The organism is Mogibacterium kristiansenii (assembly GCF_009695905.1).
In the GTDB taxonomy this organism is placed as follows: Bacteria; Bacillota; Clostridia; order Peptostreptococcales; family Anaerovoracaceae; genus Mogibacterium_A; species Mogibacterium_A kristiansenii.
This window is the reverse complement of record NZ_VUNA01000003.1, coordinates 140,210-156,394: the sequence shown is the minus strand read 5'-3', so window position 1 is coordinate 156,394 and position 16,185 is coordinate 140,210. Positions and strand designations below refer to the sequence as shown.

At 53.1% G+C, this 16,185-nt stretch carries 11 protein-coding genes; 7 read left to right on the top strand and 4 right to left on the bottom strand.

The window, feature by feature from the left end; genetic code table 11:
* Positions 1–69: 69 nt before the first annotated feature.
* The gene (gene mgtE, locus FYJ65_RS02610) at positions 70–1,467 is read right to left on the bottom strand and encodes a magnesium transporter (RefSeq protein WP_330679754.1); all 1,398 of its coding nucleotides are present in this window, start codon (positions 1,465–1,467) and stop codon (positions 70–72) included.
* A 438-nt stretch (positions 1,468–1,905) separates the two neighbouring features.
* On the opposite strand from mgtE, the gene asnS reads away from it, so the two are divergent.
* Positions 1,906–3,306 carry an asparagine--tRNA ligase gene (gene asnS / locus FYJ65_RS02605; protein ID WP_439786285.1) on the top strand — a complete coding sequence of 467 codons (1,401 nt, stop codon included), beginning with the start codon at positions 1,906–1,908 and terminating at the stop codon, positions 3,304–3,306.
* 122 nt (positions 3,307–3,428) lie between these two features.
* Complete coding sequence (locus FYJ65_RS02600) at positions 3,429–5,378, top strand: elongation factor G (protein ID WP_154553793.1); 1,950 nt, start codon at positions 3,429–3,431, stop codon at positions 5,376–5,378.
* Between the two features lie 94 nt (positions 5,379–5,472).
* Here FYJ65_RS02600 and FYJ65_RS02595 read toward each other — a convergent pair whose 3' ends face one another.
* Genes FYJ65_RS02595 through FYJ65_RS02585 form a run of 3 tightly spaced genes read right to left on the bottom strand, consistent with a single transcriptional unit; the run spans position 5,473 to position 8,921 of the window.
* The gene (locus tag FYJ65_RS02595; RefSeq protein ID WP_154553792.1) at positions 5,473–6,786 is read right to left on the bottom strand and encodes a nitrogenase component 1; all 1,314 of its coding nucleotides are present in this window, start codon (positions 6,784–6,786) and stop codon (positions 5,473–5,475) included.
* Positions 6,779–8,158, bottom strand: a complete 1,380-nt coding sequence (locus FYJ65_RS02590) for a nitrogenase component 1 (RefSeq protein ID WP_206157285.1) — start codon at positions 8,156–8,158, stop codon at positions 6,779–6,781. Before FYJ65_RS02590 ends, FYJ65_RS02595 begins: the two co-directional genes overlap by 8 nt.
* A complete protein-coding gene (locus FYJ65_RS02585; protein WP_154553790.1) occupies positions 8,139–8,921 on the bottom strand; it encodes a nitrogenase iron protein NifH in 783 nt (260 codons plus the stop codon). The genes FYJ65_RS02590 and FYJ65_RS02585 overlap by 20 nt, the downstream gene beginning before the upstream one ends.
* Before the next feature lie 221 nt (positions 8,922–9,142).
* Between FYJ65_RS02585 and FYJ65_RS02580 the strand changes: the two genes are divergently transcribed.
* The 5 genes from FYJ65_RS02580 (at position 9,143) to FYJ65_RS02560 (ending at position 16,179) form a co-directional block, all read left to right on the top strand.
* Positions 9,143–9,799, top strand: a complete 657-nt coding sequence (locus FYJ65_RS02580) for a SanA/YdcF family protein (RefSeq protein WP_235898176.1) — start codon at positions 9,143–9,145, stop codon at positions 9,797–9,799.
* A gap of 289 nt (positions 9,800–10,088) precedes the next feature.
* Positions 10,089–11,684 carry a CTP synthase gene (locus FYJ65_RS02575; RefSeq protein WP_154553789.1) on the top strand — a complete coding sequence of 532 codons (1,596 nt, stop codon included), beginning with the start codon at positions 10,089–10,091 and terminating at the stop codon, positions 11,682–11,684.
* Between the two features lie 129 nt (positions 11,685–11,813).
* A complete protein-coding gene (locus FYJ65_RS02570; RefSeq protein ID WP_235898175.1) occupies positions 11,814–12,443 on the top strand; it encodes a DUF1653 domain-containing protein in 630 nt (209 codons plus the stop codon).
* A gap of 135 nt (positions 12,444–12,578) precedes the next feature.
* A complete protein-coding gene (locus FYJ65_RS02565) occupies positions 12,579–14,366 on the top strand; it encodes an AMP-dependent synthetase/ligase (RefSeq protein WP_154553788.1) in 1,788 nt (595 codons plus the stop codon).
* Complete coding sequence (locus FYJ65_RS02560; RefSeq protein WP_154553787.1) at positions 14,317–16,179, top strand: AMP-dependent synthetase/ligase; 1,863 nt, start codon at positions 14,317–14,319, stop codon at positions 16,177–16,179. The genes FYJ65_RS02565 and FYJ65_RS02560 overlap by 50 nt, the downstream gene beginning before the upstream one ends.
* Positions 16,180–16,185 lie beyond the last annotated feature (6 nt).

Sequence of the window (16,185 nt, the reverse complement as noted above, 5' to 3'; positions counted from 1 at the left end):
GGATTTTAAGTGTGTGATAACGACAATAGGAATAGAATGCCGCTGCTTCCCTGCCGACATACGCACATACTATATAATTTGAAAAATTTCAATCAGCAGTAGCCATGCCAGGCCGTAGTAGGTGACCACGGCCACCAAATCGTTCACCGTGGTAATCAGCGGGCCGGACGCCACTGCCGGATCGATGTTGATTTTATGGAAGAGGAGAGGCACCAGCGTACCCACCAGGCTGGAGATGATGATGGCCACCAGGAGGGAGACGCCCACGCAGCCGGAAATCAGGAGGGCGGTGCCCATGGCATATCCCTTGAAGAGGGCGATGTAGATGCCCAGAACTAGGAAGGTCATGACGCCCAGCAGGGAGCCGTTGCAGAAGCCTACCTTCATTTCTTTGACCACCAGCCGGAGTTTGTCCGCGCCGCTAAGGTTCTCGTCCATCAGCACTCGGATGGTCACTGCCAGGGACTGGGTGCCCACGTTTCCGGCCATGTCCAGAATCAGGGACTGGAAGCAGATGACCACCGGGAGGATGGCCACAACGCCTTCGAAGGCTCCCACCACCGAGGAAACCACCATGCCCAGGAACAGCAGGATGATCAGCCATGGAAGACGCTTTTTGATGCTCTCTTTGGTAGATTCGCTTAGATCTTCTTCTGCGGACAAGCCGGCCAGCTTTGCGTAGTCCTCACTCATCTCATCGTCCACCGCTTCCACAACGTCCTGGGCGGTGATGATGCCGATGATTCTTTTATCCTTGTTCAGAACCGGCAGGGAGTCCTCCGCGTAATCCTTAATCGCTTCGATGCTGTCCGAGATTTTGTCGTGGTCCGTCAGGTACGGATAGGCGGTGCTGATGATGGAGTCCAGGGCCACGTTTTCCCGAGCGATGATCAGATCCTTCAGATCGATGGCGCCGCAGAAACACTTTCTGTCGTCCACCACGTACAGGGTGGAGATGTTGTCCTTTTCCCCCGCCTGTTTCACCAGCTCGTGCATGGCCTGACGAATGGTCAGGCTGCGGCGGATGCAGATGTAATTGGTGGTAATCAGGCTGCCGATTTCATCTTCATCATAGGAGTTAATGAGCCGGATGTTCCGGCGGGTTTCCGGCTTCAGCATGGGAAAAAGCTTCACCTGAACGCTCTCGTCGATGTCTTCCCACAGATCCGCCGCATCATCAGCATCCATTTCGTTGATCACATCCGCCAGCTTATCGATGACAATCTCTCCGATGTAGTCCGCCGGATTGTCCATGTAGGAGATGATATCCGCCAGGGATTGGGCGTCCAGTCCGGTGTACAGGAGGTTCCGCTCCGCCCGGCTCAGGTGCTCGAAGCTCTGCGCGATATCGTGGTCGTGGTACTCCCGCAGCTGTTCCTGCATCGCCTCCACCGACGGGGACTGCCGGATGATTGCCGGAATCTTCTCGGTGCTGATCGGTTCTTTCAAAATTTCTTTTCTCATCATTGTAAGCCTCCTTCTTTTCGCCCAAAAAAGGGCATAAAAAAACCATCGTAACATCGACCGTTACACAATCAGAAGTTGTGAATTCGCTCATAACGATGGATTCCGGCTTGCAATATATTTCAAAAAATGGCGCACTTACAGACACTTGAAACCGATTCCAAGTCTCAATCCATCATTATATGTTTTTCGACTTCGACTGTCACAACCGTCCATATATTTCGCCTCCTTTTCTTGATTTTATTTACTTTGAAAGTGTAGCATTCCGAGAAATGATGTTCAAGTAAAATTTGTCATCGGTTTCGATAAAAATATTGTAAATTATGGTATGTACAGCCCCCCTTTTTATATAGCTAAAAAATATGCTCTATGTTATAATCATAACTGGAAGCTTAAATTTATGTAAGCAGACACAATACGATTTATAATTAGGAGGGGAATATACCCATGAAGGATATTGAAATCAGGGAATTATTCAGAAACAAGGAGAAGTACGGCGATCAGGAAGTGGTAGTCCACGGATGGGTTCGAGGCAACAGAAGTTCGAATCAGTTTGGATTCCTGTCCATCAATGACGGAACGTTCTTCACTCCGCTGCAGGTGGTATACGAAGCGGACAATCTGGCTAATTTTACCGAAATTTCCAAGGTGCATCTGGCAGCCGGCGTAACGGTACGAGGAACTCTGGCGCTGACTCCGGAAGCAAAACAGCCGTTTGAAATCAAAGCGAAAGAAATCGTGGTGGAAGCGGATTCTCAGTCGGATTACCCGCTGCAGAAGAAGCGTCATACCATGGAATTCATGCGTGAAATCGCACACCTGAGACCGAGAAGCAACACCTTCTCCGCCGTATACAGAGTGCGCAGCATCGTTGCGTATGCAATTCATAAATTCTTCCAGGAACAGAATTTCGTCTACGTTCACGCGCCAATCATCACCGGAAGTGATGCAGAGGGTGCCGGCGAAATGTTCCAGGTAACCACATTGGATCCGGACAATCTGCCGAGAACAGAGGACGGAAAGATTGACTACTCCCAGGACTTCTTCGGAAAAGAAACCAATCTGACCGTATCCGGACAGCTGGAAGCGGAAGCCTTTGCACTGGCATTCCGCAACGTATATACTTTTGGCCCGACATTCCGTGCGGAGAACTCCAACACTGCGAGACATGCATCGGAATTCTGGATGATCGAACCGGAGATTGCTTTTGCGGATCTTCAGGACGACATGGACCTTGCCGAGGCAATGGTTAAATACATCATCACCTATACGCTGGAGCACGCACCGGAGGAGATGAACTTCTTCAATCAGTTCATCGATAAGGGCCTCTTGGAGCGCTTGGATCACATCGTGAACTCCAGCTTTGAACGGGTAACTTACACGGAAGCGGTTGAAATCCTGCAGAAGTCCGGTAAGGAATTCCAGTATCCGGTAGAATGGGGACTGGAGCTTCAGACGGAACACGAGCGTTATCTGACAGAGGAAGTGTACAAGAAACCGATTTTCGTAACGGATTATCCGAAGGACTGTAAGGCGTTCTACATGCGCCTCAACGATGATGGAAAGACCGTTGCAGCGTGCGATATGCTGGTGCCGGGCGTGGGCGAAATCATCGGCGGAAGCCAGAGAGAGGAACGTCTGGACGTGCTGGAAGCGCGGATGAAAGAGCTGGGAATCAGCGAAAACGGCTATGAGTGGTATCTGGATCTTCGTCGTTACGGCGGCGTGAAACATGCCGGATACGGCCTGGGCTTTGAGAGAATGATCATGTACCTGACGGGTATGAGCAATATCCGTGACGTGCTGCCATTCCCAAGAACTCCAAAGAGTGCGGAGTTCTAAAAACACTGCCTGCGGCTTCGTATTTAAATATACCTGTATTGATGAACGCCGGCAGGCAATCAATGTGAACCGACTTGCCCTTGGGCAAAAAACATATCGGTTGTAAATTACAGGAGGATACTATGAAAGGTTATTCAAGTGACAAAATCAGAAACGTTGTACTGCTGGGACATGGAGGATGTGGTAAAACGACCTTTCTGGAGGCGGCATTACTCGCGACAAAAGTAATCAACCGCCTGGGCAAAGTGGAAGACGGAAATACCGTGTCCGACTATGACAAGATGGAAATCGAGAAAAAATATTCCATCAATACGACGATGGTACCGGTAGAGTACAATGGTTACAAGTACAACTTCCTGGATACTCCGGGATTCTTCGACTTCGTTGGCGAAGTAGATTCGGCAATGAGTACGGTCAGTGCGGCCATTATTATGGTGGATGCATCCGAAGGAATTCAGGTGGGTACCGAGAAGGCATGGGAACTTTGCAGTGAAACGGATACACCTAAATTCATGGTCCTCACAAAAATAGATAAAGACAGTGTTGACTGCGACAAGCTAGTAGAGCAGCTCCGTGAGAAGTTCGGTAACTCCGTGGTTACCGACGATGACGAGGATGCGCTGAGAGAAGCGGTTGCAGGTACCGACGAAGCGCTGATGGAGAAGTTCTTCAACGACGAACCGTTCACCGATGAAGAATTCACCAACGGCCTGATGGATGGTATCGCCAACGGTGATGTCGTTCCGATTATCAAGGCATCCAGCTTCACCGGCGAAGGAATCGACGAGGTACTGCGTTCCATCGCCAGATACGTGCCGACTCCGTCCAAGCACGCGCCATATATTGGAAAGAACAGCAAGAACGAAGACGTGGAAGTCATCACCGACGTCAGCGCCGACCCGGTAATGTATGTCTACAAGACAATCGCAGATCCTTTTATGGGAAAAATTTCCTACGCAAAGGTTCTCTCCGGAACGGTTAAGTTGGGACAGGAGCTGTACAACCCGAGATCACAGAAATCCGAAAAGCTGGGTTCCATGTTCTTCGTAAGAGGCAAGCAGCAGGAGAACGCAACGGAAGTTCCGGCGGGCGATATGGTGGCTCTGGCAAAACTGCAGCACACCAAAACCGGCGATACGCTGTGCCTCAAGGCAAAAGCGGTAACCATGCCGGGAATCAACTTCCCGAAGCCGAACTACTTCGTTGCCGTTGAGCCGGCAGAGAAGAAGGACGAGGAGAAGATGGCGCAGGGTCTGCACAAGCTGATGGAAGAAGATCCATCCTTCGTACTGGAAAGAAATGTGGAGACACACCAGTCCCTTCTGGGCGGCCAGGGAGATATCCAGATCGGTATCATCCGTGCAAAGCTGAAGGAAAGATACGGCGTATCCGTAAAGGTAATCCCGCAGAAGATCGCATACAGAGAGACCATCAAGGGTTCCTCCGATGTACAGGGTAAGCACAAGAAGCAGTCCGGCGGTGCCGGTCAGTATGGTGACGTATGGATTCGGTTCTCCCCATCTCAGCAGAACTTCGAATTCTCCGAAGAGTTGTTCGGCGGTTCCATTCCGAAGAACTACGTTCCGGCAGTTGAAAAGGGATTGCTGGAATGCATGGACAAGGGTCCTCTGGCAGGATGCAAGGTTCAGAACGTAAAGGCTGTTCTTTACGACGGTTCTTATCACGACGTGGACTCCAACGAAGTGTCCTTCAAGATTGCCGCTTCCCTGGCATTCAAGAAAGGTATCGTAGCGGCAAATCCTTGCCTGCTGGAGCCAATCATGAAGCTGGAAATCACCGTTCCGGAAAAGTACACCGGCGATGTGATGGGCGACATGAACAAGAGAAGAGGCCGCATCCTGGGCATGGAGCCGACGGACAACGGCAAAACCAAGCTGCTGGCAGAAGCACCGCAGTCCGAGCTCTTCGATTACGCAATCGTTCTGAGAGCAATGACTCAGGCAAGAGGAACCTTCACCGTGGAATTCTCCAAGTATGAAGAGCTTCCGGCTCACCTGGCAGAAAAGGTCATCGAAGCCCACAAGGCCGAGGTGGAAAAGGAACACAAATAGGATCATTGAGACAAATAGGATCATTGAGAAGAGAGGCGCATTGCACGTACCGTGCAATGCGCCTTTTGCTTTTTGGCATCAAAAAGCGGAGCTGCTACAGCAGCTCCGCGACATCATAATTCTTTCCGATGAAAACCGGGATTCGATCTCGGAAAATCCTTCCCGAATAGGCCTCGTGAGGGAAATCCACGAAGGTGTTTTGTTTGGAATCGTGGGGGATGGTTCGGTATAACGGGTCCCCGATGATATATCGGGATTTTCGAATCAGTTCCGCCAGCACATCCTCCGGGAAACCGTGGTCCACATCCGGCCAGACGGCGAAGGCCCGGAGCCCGTGGCGGCAATCCGGCGTCAATTGGTTGATTGCGGCGGCCAGAGACTGGGCGAACACCTCTTCCCCGATAATCAGAATCTGACCGTCCGGGACGTCCCAGCGTTCGTGCGCCGGATTGCCTTTCCAGAGGCAGATTCCTTCGGAATCTCCTTTTTTCTTTGCCAGCAGCATTCGGAGGGAGCCGGAGGTTCCATCCAAGGCTCCATGCGAATCTTCTTCCAAAGAAGCCCGCTTCTTCTCATACGCTTCTTTTGCCAGTTTCGGAAGGCGGGCGGCGCCGTAGGCGCCGATGGGTGTGCCTTCCACGTAAGGAATTCCGGCGGTCTGTTCCATGTAGCGGGCGAGGCGCCGGCCGCAGGAAGAAACCACCACGTTCACCGAAGCGCGGAAGATGTGCCGAAGGGAATCAAAGGATTCTCCCATGGCGGCGCAGCAGTTCACCGGGATGCCGGCATCTTCAAAGACTTTGCGCATGGCGTCCACATTTCCGTTAATGGAAAAATCCAGCGGCGTTACGCCCAGCAGGTTCACCGAGAAGGATTCCGGGCCGGCAGCGCCCTCTAAAGTATTCGCGGAGCAATCCGGGCCTCCCGAAGAGCTGACGCGATACGGGCTTTCCAACGAATCGGCGAAGCGTTTCACCCATTCCGTCAGGGCGGCGCCCACACCGGCCACGTAAGAACGGTTTCCCGTAGTGGTTACCGGGAGCATGGGAACGCCGGTGCGTTTTTCCAGCAGGTGAGCCACGCCCTTGCAGTCAAAGGCGATGATGTGGGGAATGGAGCCGCTGCACAGGGTGACGAAGCGGGGCTTCAGATCTCGAACGGCGTGAGTCACGTCGTCAATCAATACGTTGTCGTCCCCCAGGACCGCCGTCATTTCATCCAGCCCCGAGACGAACATCAGGCTGTCGGTGTCAAACCACCGCGGCTCGTCGTGGGTGGAGTAGGTGGAGTTGCATCCCGAAGGATCGTGGATGACGGTCATTCCACCCAGCTCGTAGAGTGCCGAGCAGACACCGGAAACGTCCGCCGTATATGTACTGGTAAAAACATGTGTCTGATAATCACTCACCGCATTCACACTCCCATCCTTTTACTTGAACCAGGTCCCGCATCGGCTTCGGGTTCCGGAAGGCGTCGGAAATCAGATCCATCAGCCGGCGGAGGCCCCGGTAGCCATACATTCCCGCGTTTTCCACCTCGTTGACGAAGTAATCCGAGTCCATAAAATAAGCGCTTTTCTGTCCGATGCACAGGATTTTGCCCGCGTGGACCCTCTGCATCTGCCGGATATTCCAGCCGTAAGTTTCGTAGATACGAAGGGTCGGCTTGGTGTTCCGAAGCTTCTGGAATACATCCTCCGACTCGGTAAAGTTGTCCACCATCACGGATTCCACGTTGAAACCGTGATCCAGCAGGAACTGCGCCAGCTCCAACGGGCAGTCCACCGCCGTGTAATCGATGGAAACCGGCGTGTCTTCCAACAGGGATTGGGTTTCCCGGATGCACGCCTCCGTCCGCGCCTTCTCCGAATCCAGGAAGGACTGTTTCGGTTCCGGAATGCCCAGTATGGACGCCGCTTTTCGCAGGTCCTCGTCGTATTCATCGTAGGCGTAGCCCGGGCGCATCCGGTACCACGGCTGCTTTTGGCGAATTTCCAAATCCTTGGCGGCGGCGATGCCGCTCTTGTGGAACAGGAAATTGCAGGTGGATTCCGCCATGGTCAGGTATTCATCGTAATCCTTGCAATTGCAGGCCTCCAAGACCTTAATGCCGTTGGCTTCCAGCAGGGAGACCAGGTCGCAGTATGCTCCTTCGTGAGGGAAGCAGTTGCCCAGAAGGGTGACCTGCTTCGGATTTTTCGCTTCGGTATAGCGGAGCACTCGATGCATCTGCCGCCACAGGGACGGAACCACCGGATTGGTGCGGCGCATAATCGGGTCCATGTAACAGTCCACGAAATCGATTTCCGGAAATTCTTTTGCCAGAATATTGTATACCCGCTGGTAGTTGACCGCCATAAAATGATGGATGCAGCTGGTGAAAATCATCATCATGCGGGGTTTTTCCGGCAGCTCCCGGATGACCCGTTCCACCCCGTGCTGCAGCATTTCTTCCATGTCCCCTTCCAGGATGTTCTCTTCGCCTACGGTGATGGTGGACATTTTGTCCATGCGGCCCAGCTCCGCGGTGGTGAGCACTACGCCCCGGAGGCAGCTGGTAGGACAGACGAAAATCTGGTGACCTTGAGGTACCAGGGTGGCGATGTGGACGATGTTCCACACGCCCCGAACCGGGGAGGCGTAGGCCAGCCCGATGTCGGCGGAATATTCGTAATCCATATCCCGAATCTCACGAAATGCTCCTTCCATGCGGGTGCTGTGGAGGGCGGAATTTCTTTTTGTGAGATTATCCTTCTGAATATCACTGAGCTTCTGAATCATGGGTGTTCTCCTTGTCATAATCCGCCAGCATTTTGCGCGCCAGATCCCGAACGGCATTGACGTAATCCGAATCCGGTGCGGTCTCGAACACCGGCAGGCCTTGAACCTCCGCATCGGAAATGGCATTTTCCCGAGGCAGATCGGCGGCAATGTCCGTGTGAATGTCCGCCGCCAGGGTTTCCACTTTGGCACGCTCGTCCGGCACATCTCGGCGGTTCAGAATCAGGCCGCCCAAGGAAGCGTAGCCCCGCTCCCGGAAGTTCTCCACCGCCATGGCGATATTGGCTGCCGCGTAGATGGCCATGTTCTCGCCGGAGGTGACGATGTAGACCCGGTGGGCATAGCCCTCCCGGATGGGCATGGCGAAGCCGCCGCACACCACATCCCCCAGCACATCGTAGAGCACCACGTCCGGTTGGATGATGTCGAAGGCATCTCGGGCTTCCAGCGCCTCGAAGGCGGCGGCGATGCCTCGCCCGGCACAGCCCAGGCCCGGTGTGGGACCGCCGGCTTCCGCACAGACGATGTCCTTATATCCTACATGTACCAGATCCGCCAGATCCGCCGAATCTCGCTTCTGCCGGAGCACGTCCAGCATGGTGTCGATGCGCTGACCGCCGTGAAGGTACAAGGTGGAGTCCGCTTTCGGGTCACAGCCTACCTGCAGCACGCGCAGCCCCATTTCAGCAAAGGCACAGGACAGGGCAGTGGTAACCGTGGACTTTCCGATGCCTCCTTTTCCGTATATTGCAAAACGATACATTGTTTTCTCCTTCCGATTCCGGTACAAGATAGTTTTTTCAATCTGTAAAATCATCCTAATCATAGCACAAACGGACTTCCGATACCATGGGGGTCAAACATGAAGAAGTGTTGGGGCAAACATCTTTTATTCTTCACATTGATGTGATATTATGTCAATCTGTGATTAAAGAAAGGGCAAAGATGATTATACAGAAAAAAAGCAAGAGGAAAATAGCTTTGATGATAATAAAGATTCTGGTGATTTTGGGCATTCTGGGACTTCTAATCGTCCTGGGAATGGACCGGCAGGTGAAAAAGGAAGGCGGCAAGCACCTCACCACTTTGGAGGAGAGCCGATACACGAAGGCCAAGCCGGCAGACTGTGCGCTGGTGCTGGGTGCTTCGGTGTACGTGGACCGGAAGCCGTCGCCGATGCTGAAGGACCGGCTGGACCGGGGGATTGAGCTGTACAAGGCCGGAATCGTGAAGAAACTTCTGTTCAGCGGCGACAACGGTCAGGTGGAATACAATGAAGTGGAAGCCATGAAGGAATACGCCTTGAAGGCGGGAGTGAAGAAAAAGGACATATTCCTGGATCACGCGGGCTTCTCCACCTACGAATCCGTTTACCGGGCGAAGAGCGTTTTTGCGGTGAAAAGCATGATTGTGGTGACGCAGCAGTACCACGAGTATCGGGCGCTGTACACCGGCGAGAAGTTGGGCCTGGAGGTCGAAGGCATTCCGGCAGAGGATGTGACCTACCGCGGGCAGACCATGAGAGATCTGCGAGAGGTGCTGGCTCGGGCAAAGGATATGGGCAAGTGCATGTACGAACCGGAACCCACCTTCCTGGGAGACGTGATTCCCATCAGCGGAGACGGACGGAAAACCTGGTAGTGCCGGAATATTTTGCAATACGATAGGGGCTTCGGGGAAGCCCCTTTTGTTTTACTGAAAAAACAAAATGACGGGGCGAAAAACAATTGCGAGGGCGGCCGAATTTTGGTATAATAATTGCGTATTATTTTTAAATATATTTGCGCGAATATAAGGAATTTTCGAGAAGGTGGCGATGAAACGGGACCTGGGTTCTTCATCACTCTCCGGACGGAAAAACCTTATCTTTTTTATTTTTTGGAAGTTTTTTAGGCACCCGCGGGGCGCGGGGAAAGAAAGGGAGGGCATGATGAAAAAGTACATTTTTGTAACCGGAGGCGTTATTTCCGGACTTGGAAAGGGAATTACGGCGGCGGCGCTGGGGCGGCTGCTGAAGTCCCGGGGGTACAAGGTGGCCTCTCAGAAATTGGATCCGTACATCAATATCGATCCGGGAACCATGAGCCCGTATCAGCACGGCGAGGTGTTCGTCACGGAGGACGGCGCGGAGACGGACCTGGATTTGGGTCATTACGAGCGTTTTATCGATGAGAATTTGAATCGCTATTCCAACCTCACCACGGGAAAAGTGTACTGGAACATCCTGAACAAGGAGCGGAACGGGGAATATCTGGGCAGTACCGTGCAGGTGATTCCGCACGTGACGGATGAAATTAAATCCTTCATCTACACGGTGGGCCGCACCACGGATGCGGATGTGATTATCACGGAAATCGGCGGTACCGTGGGAGATATCGAGAGCCAGCCGTTCCTGGAGGCCATCCGTCAGGTGGCCATCGAAGTGGGCCGGGAGAACAGCATGTTCATCCACGTTACCCCTCTTCTGCATGTAACGAGCAGCGGGGAGTACAAGACGAAGCCGACCCAGCATTCGGTAAAGGAACTGCGAGGCCTGGGCATTGCACCGGACGTGTTGGTGCTTCGTGCCGAGGGAGATATCGACGATGAAATCCGTGAGAAAATCGCCATGTTCTGCAACGTGAAGCCGGATTGCGTCATCTGCAACAAGGACGTGCCGGAGCTGTACTACGCACCGGTAATGCTGGAAGAATCCCGCTTCAGTGAAATCGTGTGCCGAGAACTTGGACTGGATCCGGGGGTATTGGATCTGCACGAATGGAACGAAATGCTGCAGCGGATTGAATCCCGCCGGGGTCATGTGACCATCGGACTGATCGGAAAATACACCAAGCTCCACGATGCTTACCTTTCCGTGGCAGAGGCGCTGCATCACGGAGGCTACGAAAACAGCGTGCACGTGGACATCCGCTGGATCGAATCGGAGGATCTGGAGGAACAGGATCCGGGAACCATTCTGGGGGATGTGGACGGCATTCTGGTGCCGGGAGGCTTCGGCGTCCGGGGCGTGGAAGGCAAAATGCAGGCGGCTCGGTATGCCCGGGAGCACGATGTGCCGTATCTGGGAATCTGCCTGGGCATGCAGACCGCGGTGATGGAATTTGCCCGGGATGTGCTGGGCTATGAGGATGCGGACTCCGCCGAGTTCAACGAGGAGAGCACCCACAAGGTCATCGACTTCATGCCGGATCAGCGGGGCAACATCCCGAAGGGCGGCACCATGCGGCTGGGGGCATATCCTTGCGTCATTCGCAGCGGAAGCATTTTGGAACAGGCATACGGGAAAAAAGAAATTCAGGAACGCCACCGTCACCGGTACGAATTCAACAACGAGTATCGGGAGGCGATTCAGCTGGCGGGAATGGACGTGACAGGCACATCGCCGGACGGTCGTCTGGTGGAAGCGGTGGAAATTCCGGCCTTGAGGTTCTTCGTGGGCGTGCAGTATCATCCGGAATTCAAATCCCGCCCGAATGCCGCACATCCGCTGTTCCGGGAACTGGTTCGGGCAGCCATGCAGAAGTAGGGAAAATTCATTTTCATTTTCTCGTTTGATGCCATAGAAGTATTGAATAACCGGGGATTCTAGACTACAATAGAAGTCTAAAAAGAAAGCAATTTCGAAACCAATGATGGAAGCAAAGGAGTGGGAAGAATGGAAATTAGAATTGAAGAAATTATCAATGCAATCGCCACTTCGGCGAAGGATACAGAATACTACTACGACACCGAAACCGGAGATCTGGAAATGACCATCGACGGGGAGATTCTGGGAAACAGGGATATCGATTTGACCGATGATGAACGGTACATCCGCCTGCCGGATCGGTATGAACTGGATGAAAAGAAGATGGTGACGGATTTCGCCCGCCATGCGGACGATCCGGTGCTTCGGGCAAAGCTGCTCCAGGTGATTTCTCAGGATGACAGCCTGAACCTGTTCCGGGAGACGGTGCAGGATCTGAACGTCTCCGTTCACTGGGACCACTACCGGGAAGCGGCCTTCCGCAAAGTGGCGACGGAATGGTGCGACTACAACGATATCGATTACGTGGATGAGAATCGGGATCGGGTCATTGAAGGTGCGGTATACCGCCACTTCAAGGGAAAGAAGTACCGTGTTCTGGGCGTGGCAAAGCACAGCGAGACGCTGGAGGAGCTGGTGATTTACCAATCCATGGATGCGGACAAGGTGCTGTGGGCGCGCCCGAAGAAAATGTTCTGCAGTAAAGTGACCGTGGACGGCGAAGAGAAGGAGCGGTTCGAACTGGTTGAAAGGCCTTAAAACATTGACATTTCGGCGTTTTGGTGATAAAATACGATGCTACAACGAAGCCTTTGGCAGGGAATCTGCTACGGGCTTCGTCCTTTGACTGCTTAAAGATATTCACCGGCGAACCGAAGGGTAGAGGGACAGCATATGAACAACAAGAAGTATGACGGCGTTTATTATGAAGGGCCGTATGTGGAGACACTGAAGGAAGTTATTGAGAACACGGTGGCGGAATATCCGGATCGCACGGCCTACATGTACAAGGACGTGCATAAGGATCCTTTCCAATCCATCACCTATAAGGAATTTGACGTGCAGCGCCGGGCGCTGGGAACCGCGCTTCTCGGCATGGGCCTCAAGGACAGCAAGATTGCGGTGACCGGAGAGAACTCCCATCGTTGGGCGCTCTCTTATTTTACCGTTGTGACAGGTGTGGGCGTCATCGTTCCGATTGACAAGAGCCTCCAGATTGGAGAAATTGAGAACTTGCTGCGCCGCGCCGATGTGGAGCTGCTGTTCGTCTCCCCGAAGATGGTGGATTCTCTGATTCCGTGCCTGGATGCGGTGGAGTCCCTTCGGTATCTGGTAATTACGGATTCTCCGGAAAAGGATTATTCCAAGTATCGAGAGGATTCCCGAATTCTGCTTCAGTCCGAATTGGTCAAAGTGGGTAAAAGAAAACTTCGGGAAGGTCACTGCGAGTACGAGGAGGCGGAAGTAAACGCGGACGATTTGTCCACGATTCTGTTTACCTCCGGCACCACCGGCCTGGCCAAGGGCGTAATGCTTTCCCATCGGAACCTGGCACAGAACGTGTACAACATGTCCAAGTTCTTCCGTATTCCGGATGGTGGTCGGGTGCTGTCGGTACTGCCGATTCACCATGCTTACGAAATGAGCTGCACCGTGATGACCAGTTTTTACCAAGGAGCCACGGTGGTAATCTGCGAAGGCCTGAAGCACATTCAGTCCAACTTCGCTGAGGCGGAGTGCAGCGTTATGCTGGGCGTTCCCCTGATTTTTGAGAACATGCACCGGAAGGTATGGAAGCAGGCAGAGAAGAGAGGTTCTCTTTCCAAACTGCAGAGAGGAATCGCCCTGTCCAAGAAGATGAAGTTCCAGAACCATCCGAGGGCGACCCGGAAGATGTTCCAGACCATTCACAAGCTGTTCGGCAAGAACCACTACATGTTCATTGCCGGCGGTGCGGCAATCGATCCTGCGGTGATCGATGATTTTGAAGCCATGGGATTCCCGATGTTCCAGGGATACGGAATGACGGAATGCTCCCCGATTATTGCCATGAACTCGGATCGGTATCGGAAATCCGCAGCGGCAGGCAAACCGCTGCCGGGTACCGAAGTTCGAATTGTGGATGAGAATGAGGAAGGCATCGGCGAGATTATCGCAAAGGGACCGTCGGTGATGCAGGGATATTACAAGGATCCGGAGAACACGGCGAAAACCTTGCGGGACGGATGGCTGTACACCGGCGATTACGGATACTTCGATGAAGACGGCTTCCTGTTCATTACCGGACGGAAGAAGAATGTCATCGTCACCAAGGGTGGAAAGAATATTTTCCCGGAAGAGGTAGAATACTACCTACAGCTGGATGAGCGGATTCAGGAAGTCATCGTCTACGGCAAGCATGACGATACAAAGGATGACCTGGTCTGCACGGCAATCATCTATCCGAACTACAGCGTTCTTCGGGAACAGGGCGTTCAGGAAGATGGAGAGATTTACCGCGTCCTTCGAAAAATCGTGGACGACGCCAACGACAAGATGCCGCCGTATAAGAGGGTAAAGCGGATTGAGGTTCGAGATGAAGAATTCATCAAGACCACCACCCTGAAGATAAAGAGATTTGAGGAACAGAACTATGAATACAAATTTGATGATCGGTCGATCCATTCCGGCAGAAGAGTATAAGGAAATCCGCCGGCAGGAGCGGGCGGAAATGGACCGGATTCAGGAACAGATTGACAACTGGTCCAACCCCCGCGTACAGTACCGAGGACACGATATTCCGGTGGACCTAAAGGATTTGCTGGAGACCACGGTGGCACATTTTCCGGAGCGGGCCCTGTTCAAGCAGAAGTTCAACCGAAACGAGCCTTTCCGGGAAATCACATTCCGCCAAGTGCTGGACGATGTGTATGCGCTGGGAACCGCATTTCTGGATTTGGGACTGCGGGAGAAGAAAATCGGCGTCATCGGAAAGAACAGCTATCAGTGGTGTGAAACATATTTGGCGGTAACCGGCGGCGTGGGCGTCATCGTTCCGCTGGACAAGGAACTCCACGAAGAGGAACTGAAGCAGATTACCGTCAAGGGTGAACTCAGCGCCGTCATTACGGTGGAGAACAAATATTACGAGACATTCAAGGCCATCAAGGAAAGCGGAGAATCTCAGCTGGAATACGTAATCAACGTGGCCATGGAAGAGGATGAGTCGCCGAAGGACGGATACATCTCCTGGAATAAGCTTCGGGAGACGGGCCGGAAAGCGGTGCACAACGGCGATCGAAAATACATCGATGCCCCGGTAGTCAATACGGACCTGTCGGTCATTCTTTTTACCTCCGGCACCACCGACGTATCCAAGGGCGTAATGCTGAACCAGAAGAACTTGGTGCTGGACACCTATCTGGCACAGACCCTTCTGGAAGTGCGCCAGGGAGAGGATACCTTCTTCTCCATCCTGCCGCTGCACCACACCTATGAGTGTACGGCCACCTTCCTGGAGTGCGTGTACAACGGAACTACTATGGCGATTTGTCAGGGTCTGAAATATATCGTAAAGGATATGCAGGAAACCCGGCCGAACCTGCTGCTGGGCGTTCCGGTTATCTTCGAAAATCTGTACAACAAGATTACGAGAAACGTTCGGAAGAGCGGCAAGGAAAAACAGCTGAACACCCTGTTCCGAATCAACCGGGTGACGAAGAAAATCGGCCTGGATATTTCTAAGCGGGCCACCAAGCAGATTACGGAGCTCTTTGGCGGAGAGCTTCGCACGGTCATCTGCGGAGGTGCGGCGGTGGACGGGGACATCCTGGATTACTTCGGCGATCTGGGATTCCGGAGCGTGCAGGGATACGGCCTGACGGAGTGCTCTCCGGTTATCGCTTTGAATCCGGACAACGCCAAATTCATCAACAACAAGTCCGCCGGATACCTTTTCCCGCTGAGCGAGTGCAAGATTGTGGATAAGGATGAGGACGGATGCGGCGAGATCTGCTTGCGCGGTCCGACGGTGATGATGGGATATTACAAGGATCCGGAGCGGACGGCAGAGGCCATCGATTCCGACGGCTGGTACCACACCGGCGATCTGGGATACATCGATGAACAGGAGTACGTCTACATCACCGGTCGAAAGAAGAGCATTATCATCACCGGAAACGGTAAGAACGTGTACCCGGAGGAGCTGGAGTTCTACCTCCAGAAGAGCGAATACATCAGCGAGAGCATGGTGTGGGGCGATGAAACCAATGCAGACCCGACTCGCCGCGGTATATATGCTACCATCCGGGTGAACAAGGAGGCCATCGAGGATAAATTCGGTGCGGATTACTCCAAAGAGCAGGTGACGGAATTTATCAACCGAGAGGTGGATAAAGCCAATGAGAAGCTGCCGCTGTTCAAGAAAATCACCCACGTAATCATTCGGGAGCGAGAATTCAACAAGACCACGACGCACAAGATCCTGCGCCGAGATGAGGACAACAAATGGGCATAGGAGGCA

Excerpts from the sequence above, each read along its gene's own strand:
- mgtE (WP_330679754.1), bottom strand. The coding sequence starts at position 1,467 with ATGATGAGAAAAGAAATTTTGAAAGAACCGATCAGCACCGAGAAGATT.
- FYJ65_RS02600 (WP_154553793.1), top strand. The coding sequence starts at position 3,429 with ATGAAAGGTTATTCAAGTGACAAAATCAGAAACGTTGTACTGCTGGGA.
- FYJ65_RS02590 (WP_206157285.1), bottom strand. The coding sequence starts at position 8,158 with ATGATTCAGAAGCTCAGTGATATTCAGAAGGATAATCTCACAAAAAGA.
- FYJ65_RS02585 (WP_154553790.1), bottom strand. The coding sequence starts at position 8,921 with ATGTATCGTTTTGCAATATACGGAAAAGGAGGCATCGGAAAGTCCACG.
- FYJ65_RS02580 (WP_235898176.1), top strand. The coding sequence starts at position 9,143 with ATGATAATAAAGATTCTGGTGATTTTGGGCATTCTGGGACTTCTAATC.
- FYJ65_RS02575 (WP_154553789.1), top strand. The coding sequence starts at position 10,089 with ATGAAAAAGTACATTTTTGTAACCGGAGGCGTTATTTCCGGACTTGGA.
- FYJ65_RS02570 (WP_235898175.1), top strand. The coding sequence starts at position 11,814 with ATGGAAATTAGAATTGAAGAAATTATCAATGCAATCGCCACTTCGGCG.
- FYJ65_RS02565 (WP_154553788.1), top strand. The coding sequence starts at position 12,579 with ATGAACAACAAGAAGTATGACGGCGTTTATTATGAAGGGCCGTATGTG.
- FYJ65_RS02560 (WP_154553787.1), top strand. The coding sequence starts at position 14,317 with ATGAATACAAATTTGATGATCGGTCGATCCATTCCGGCAGAAGAGTAT.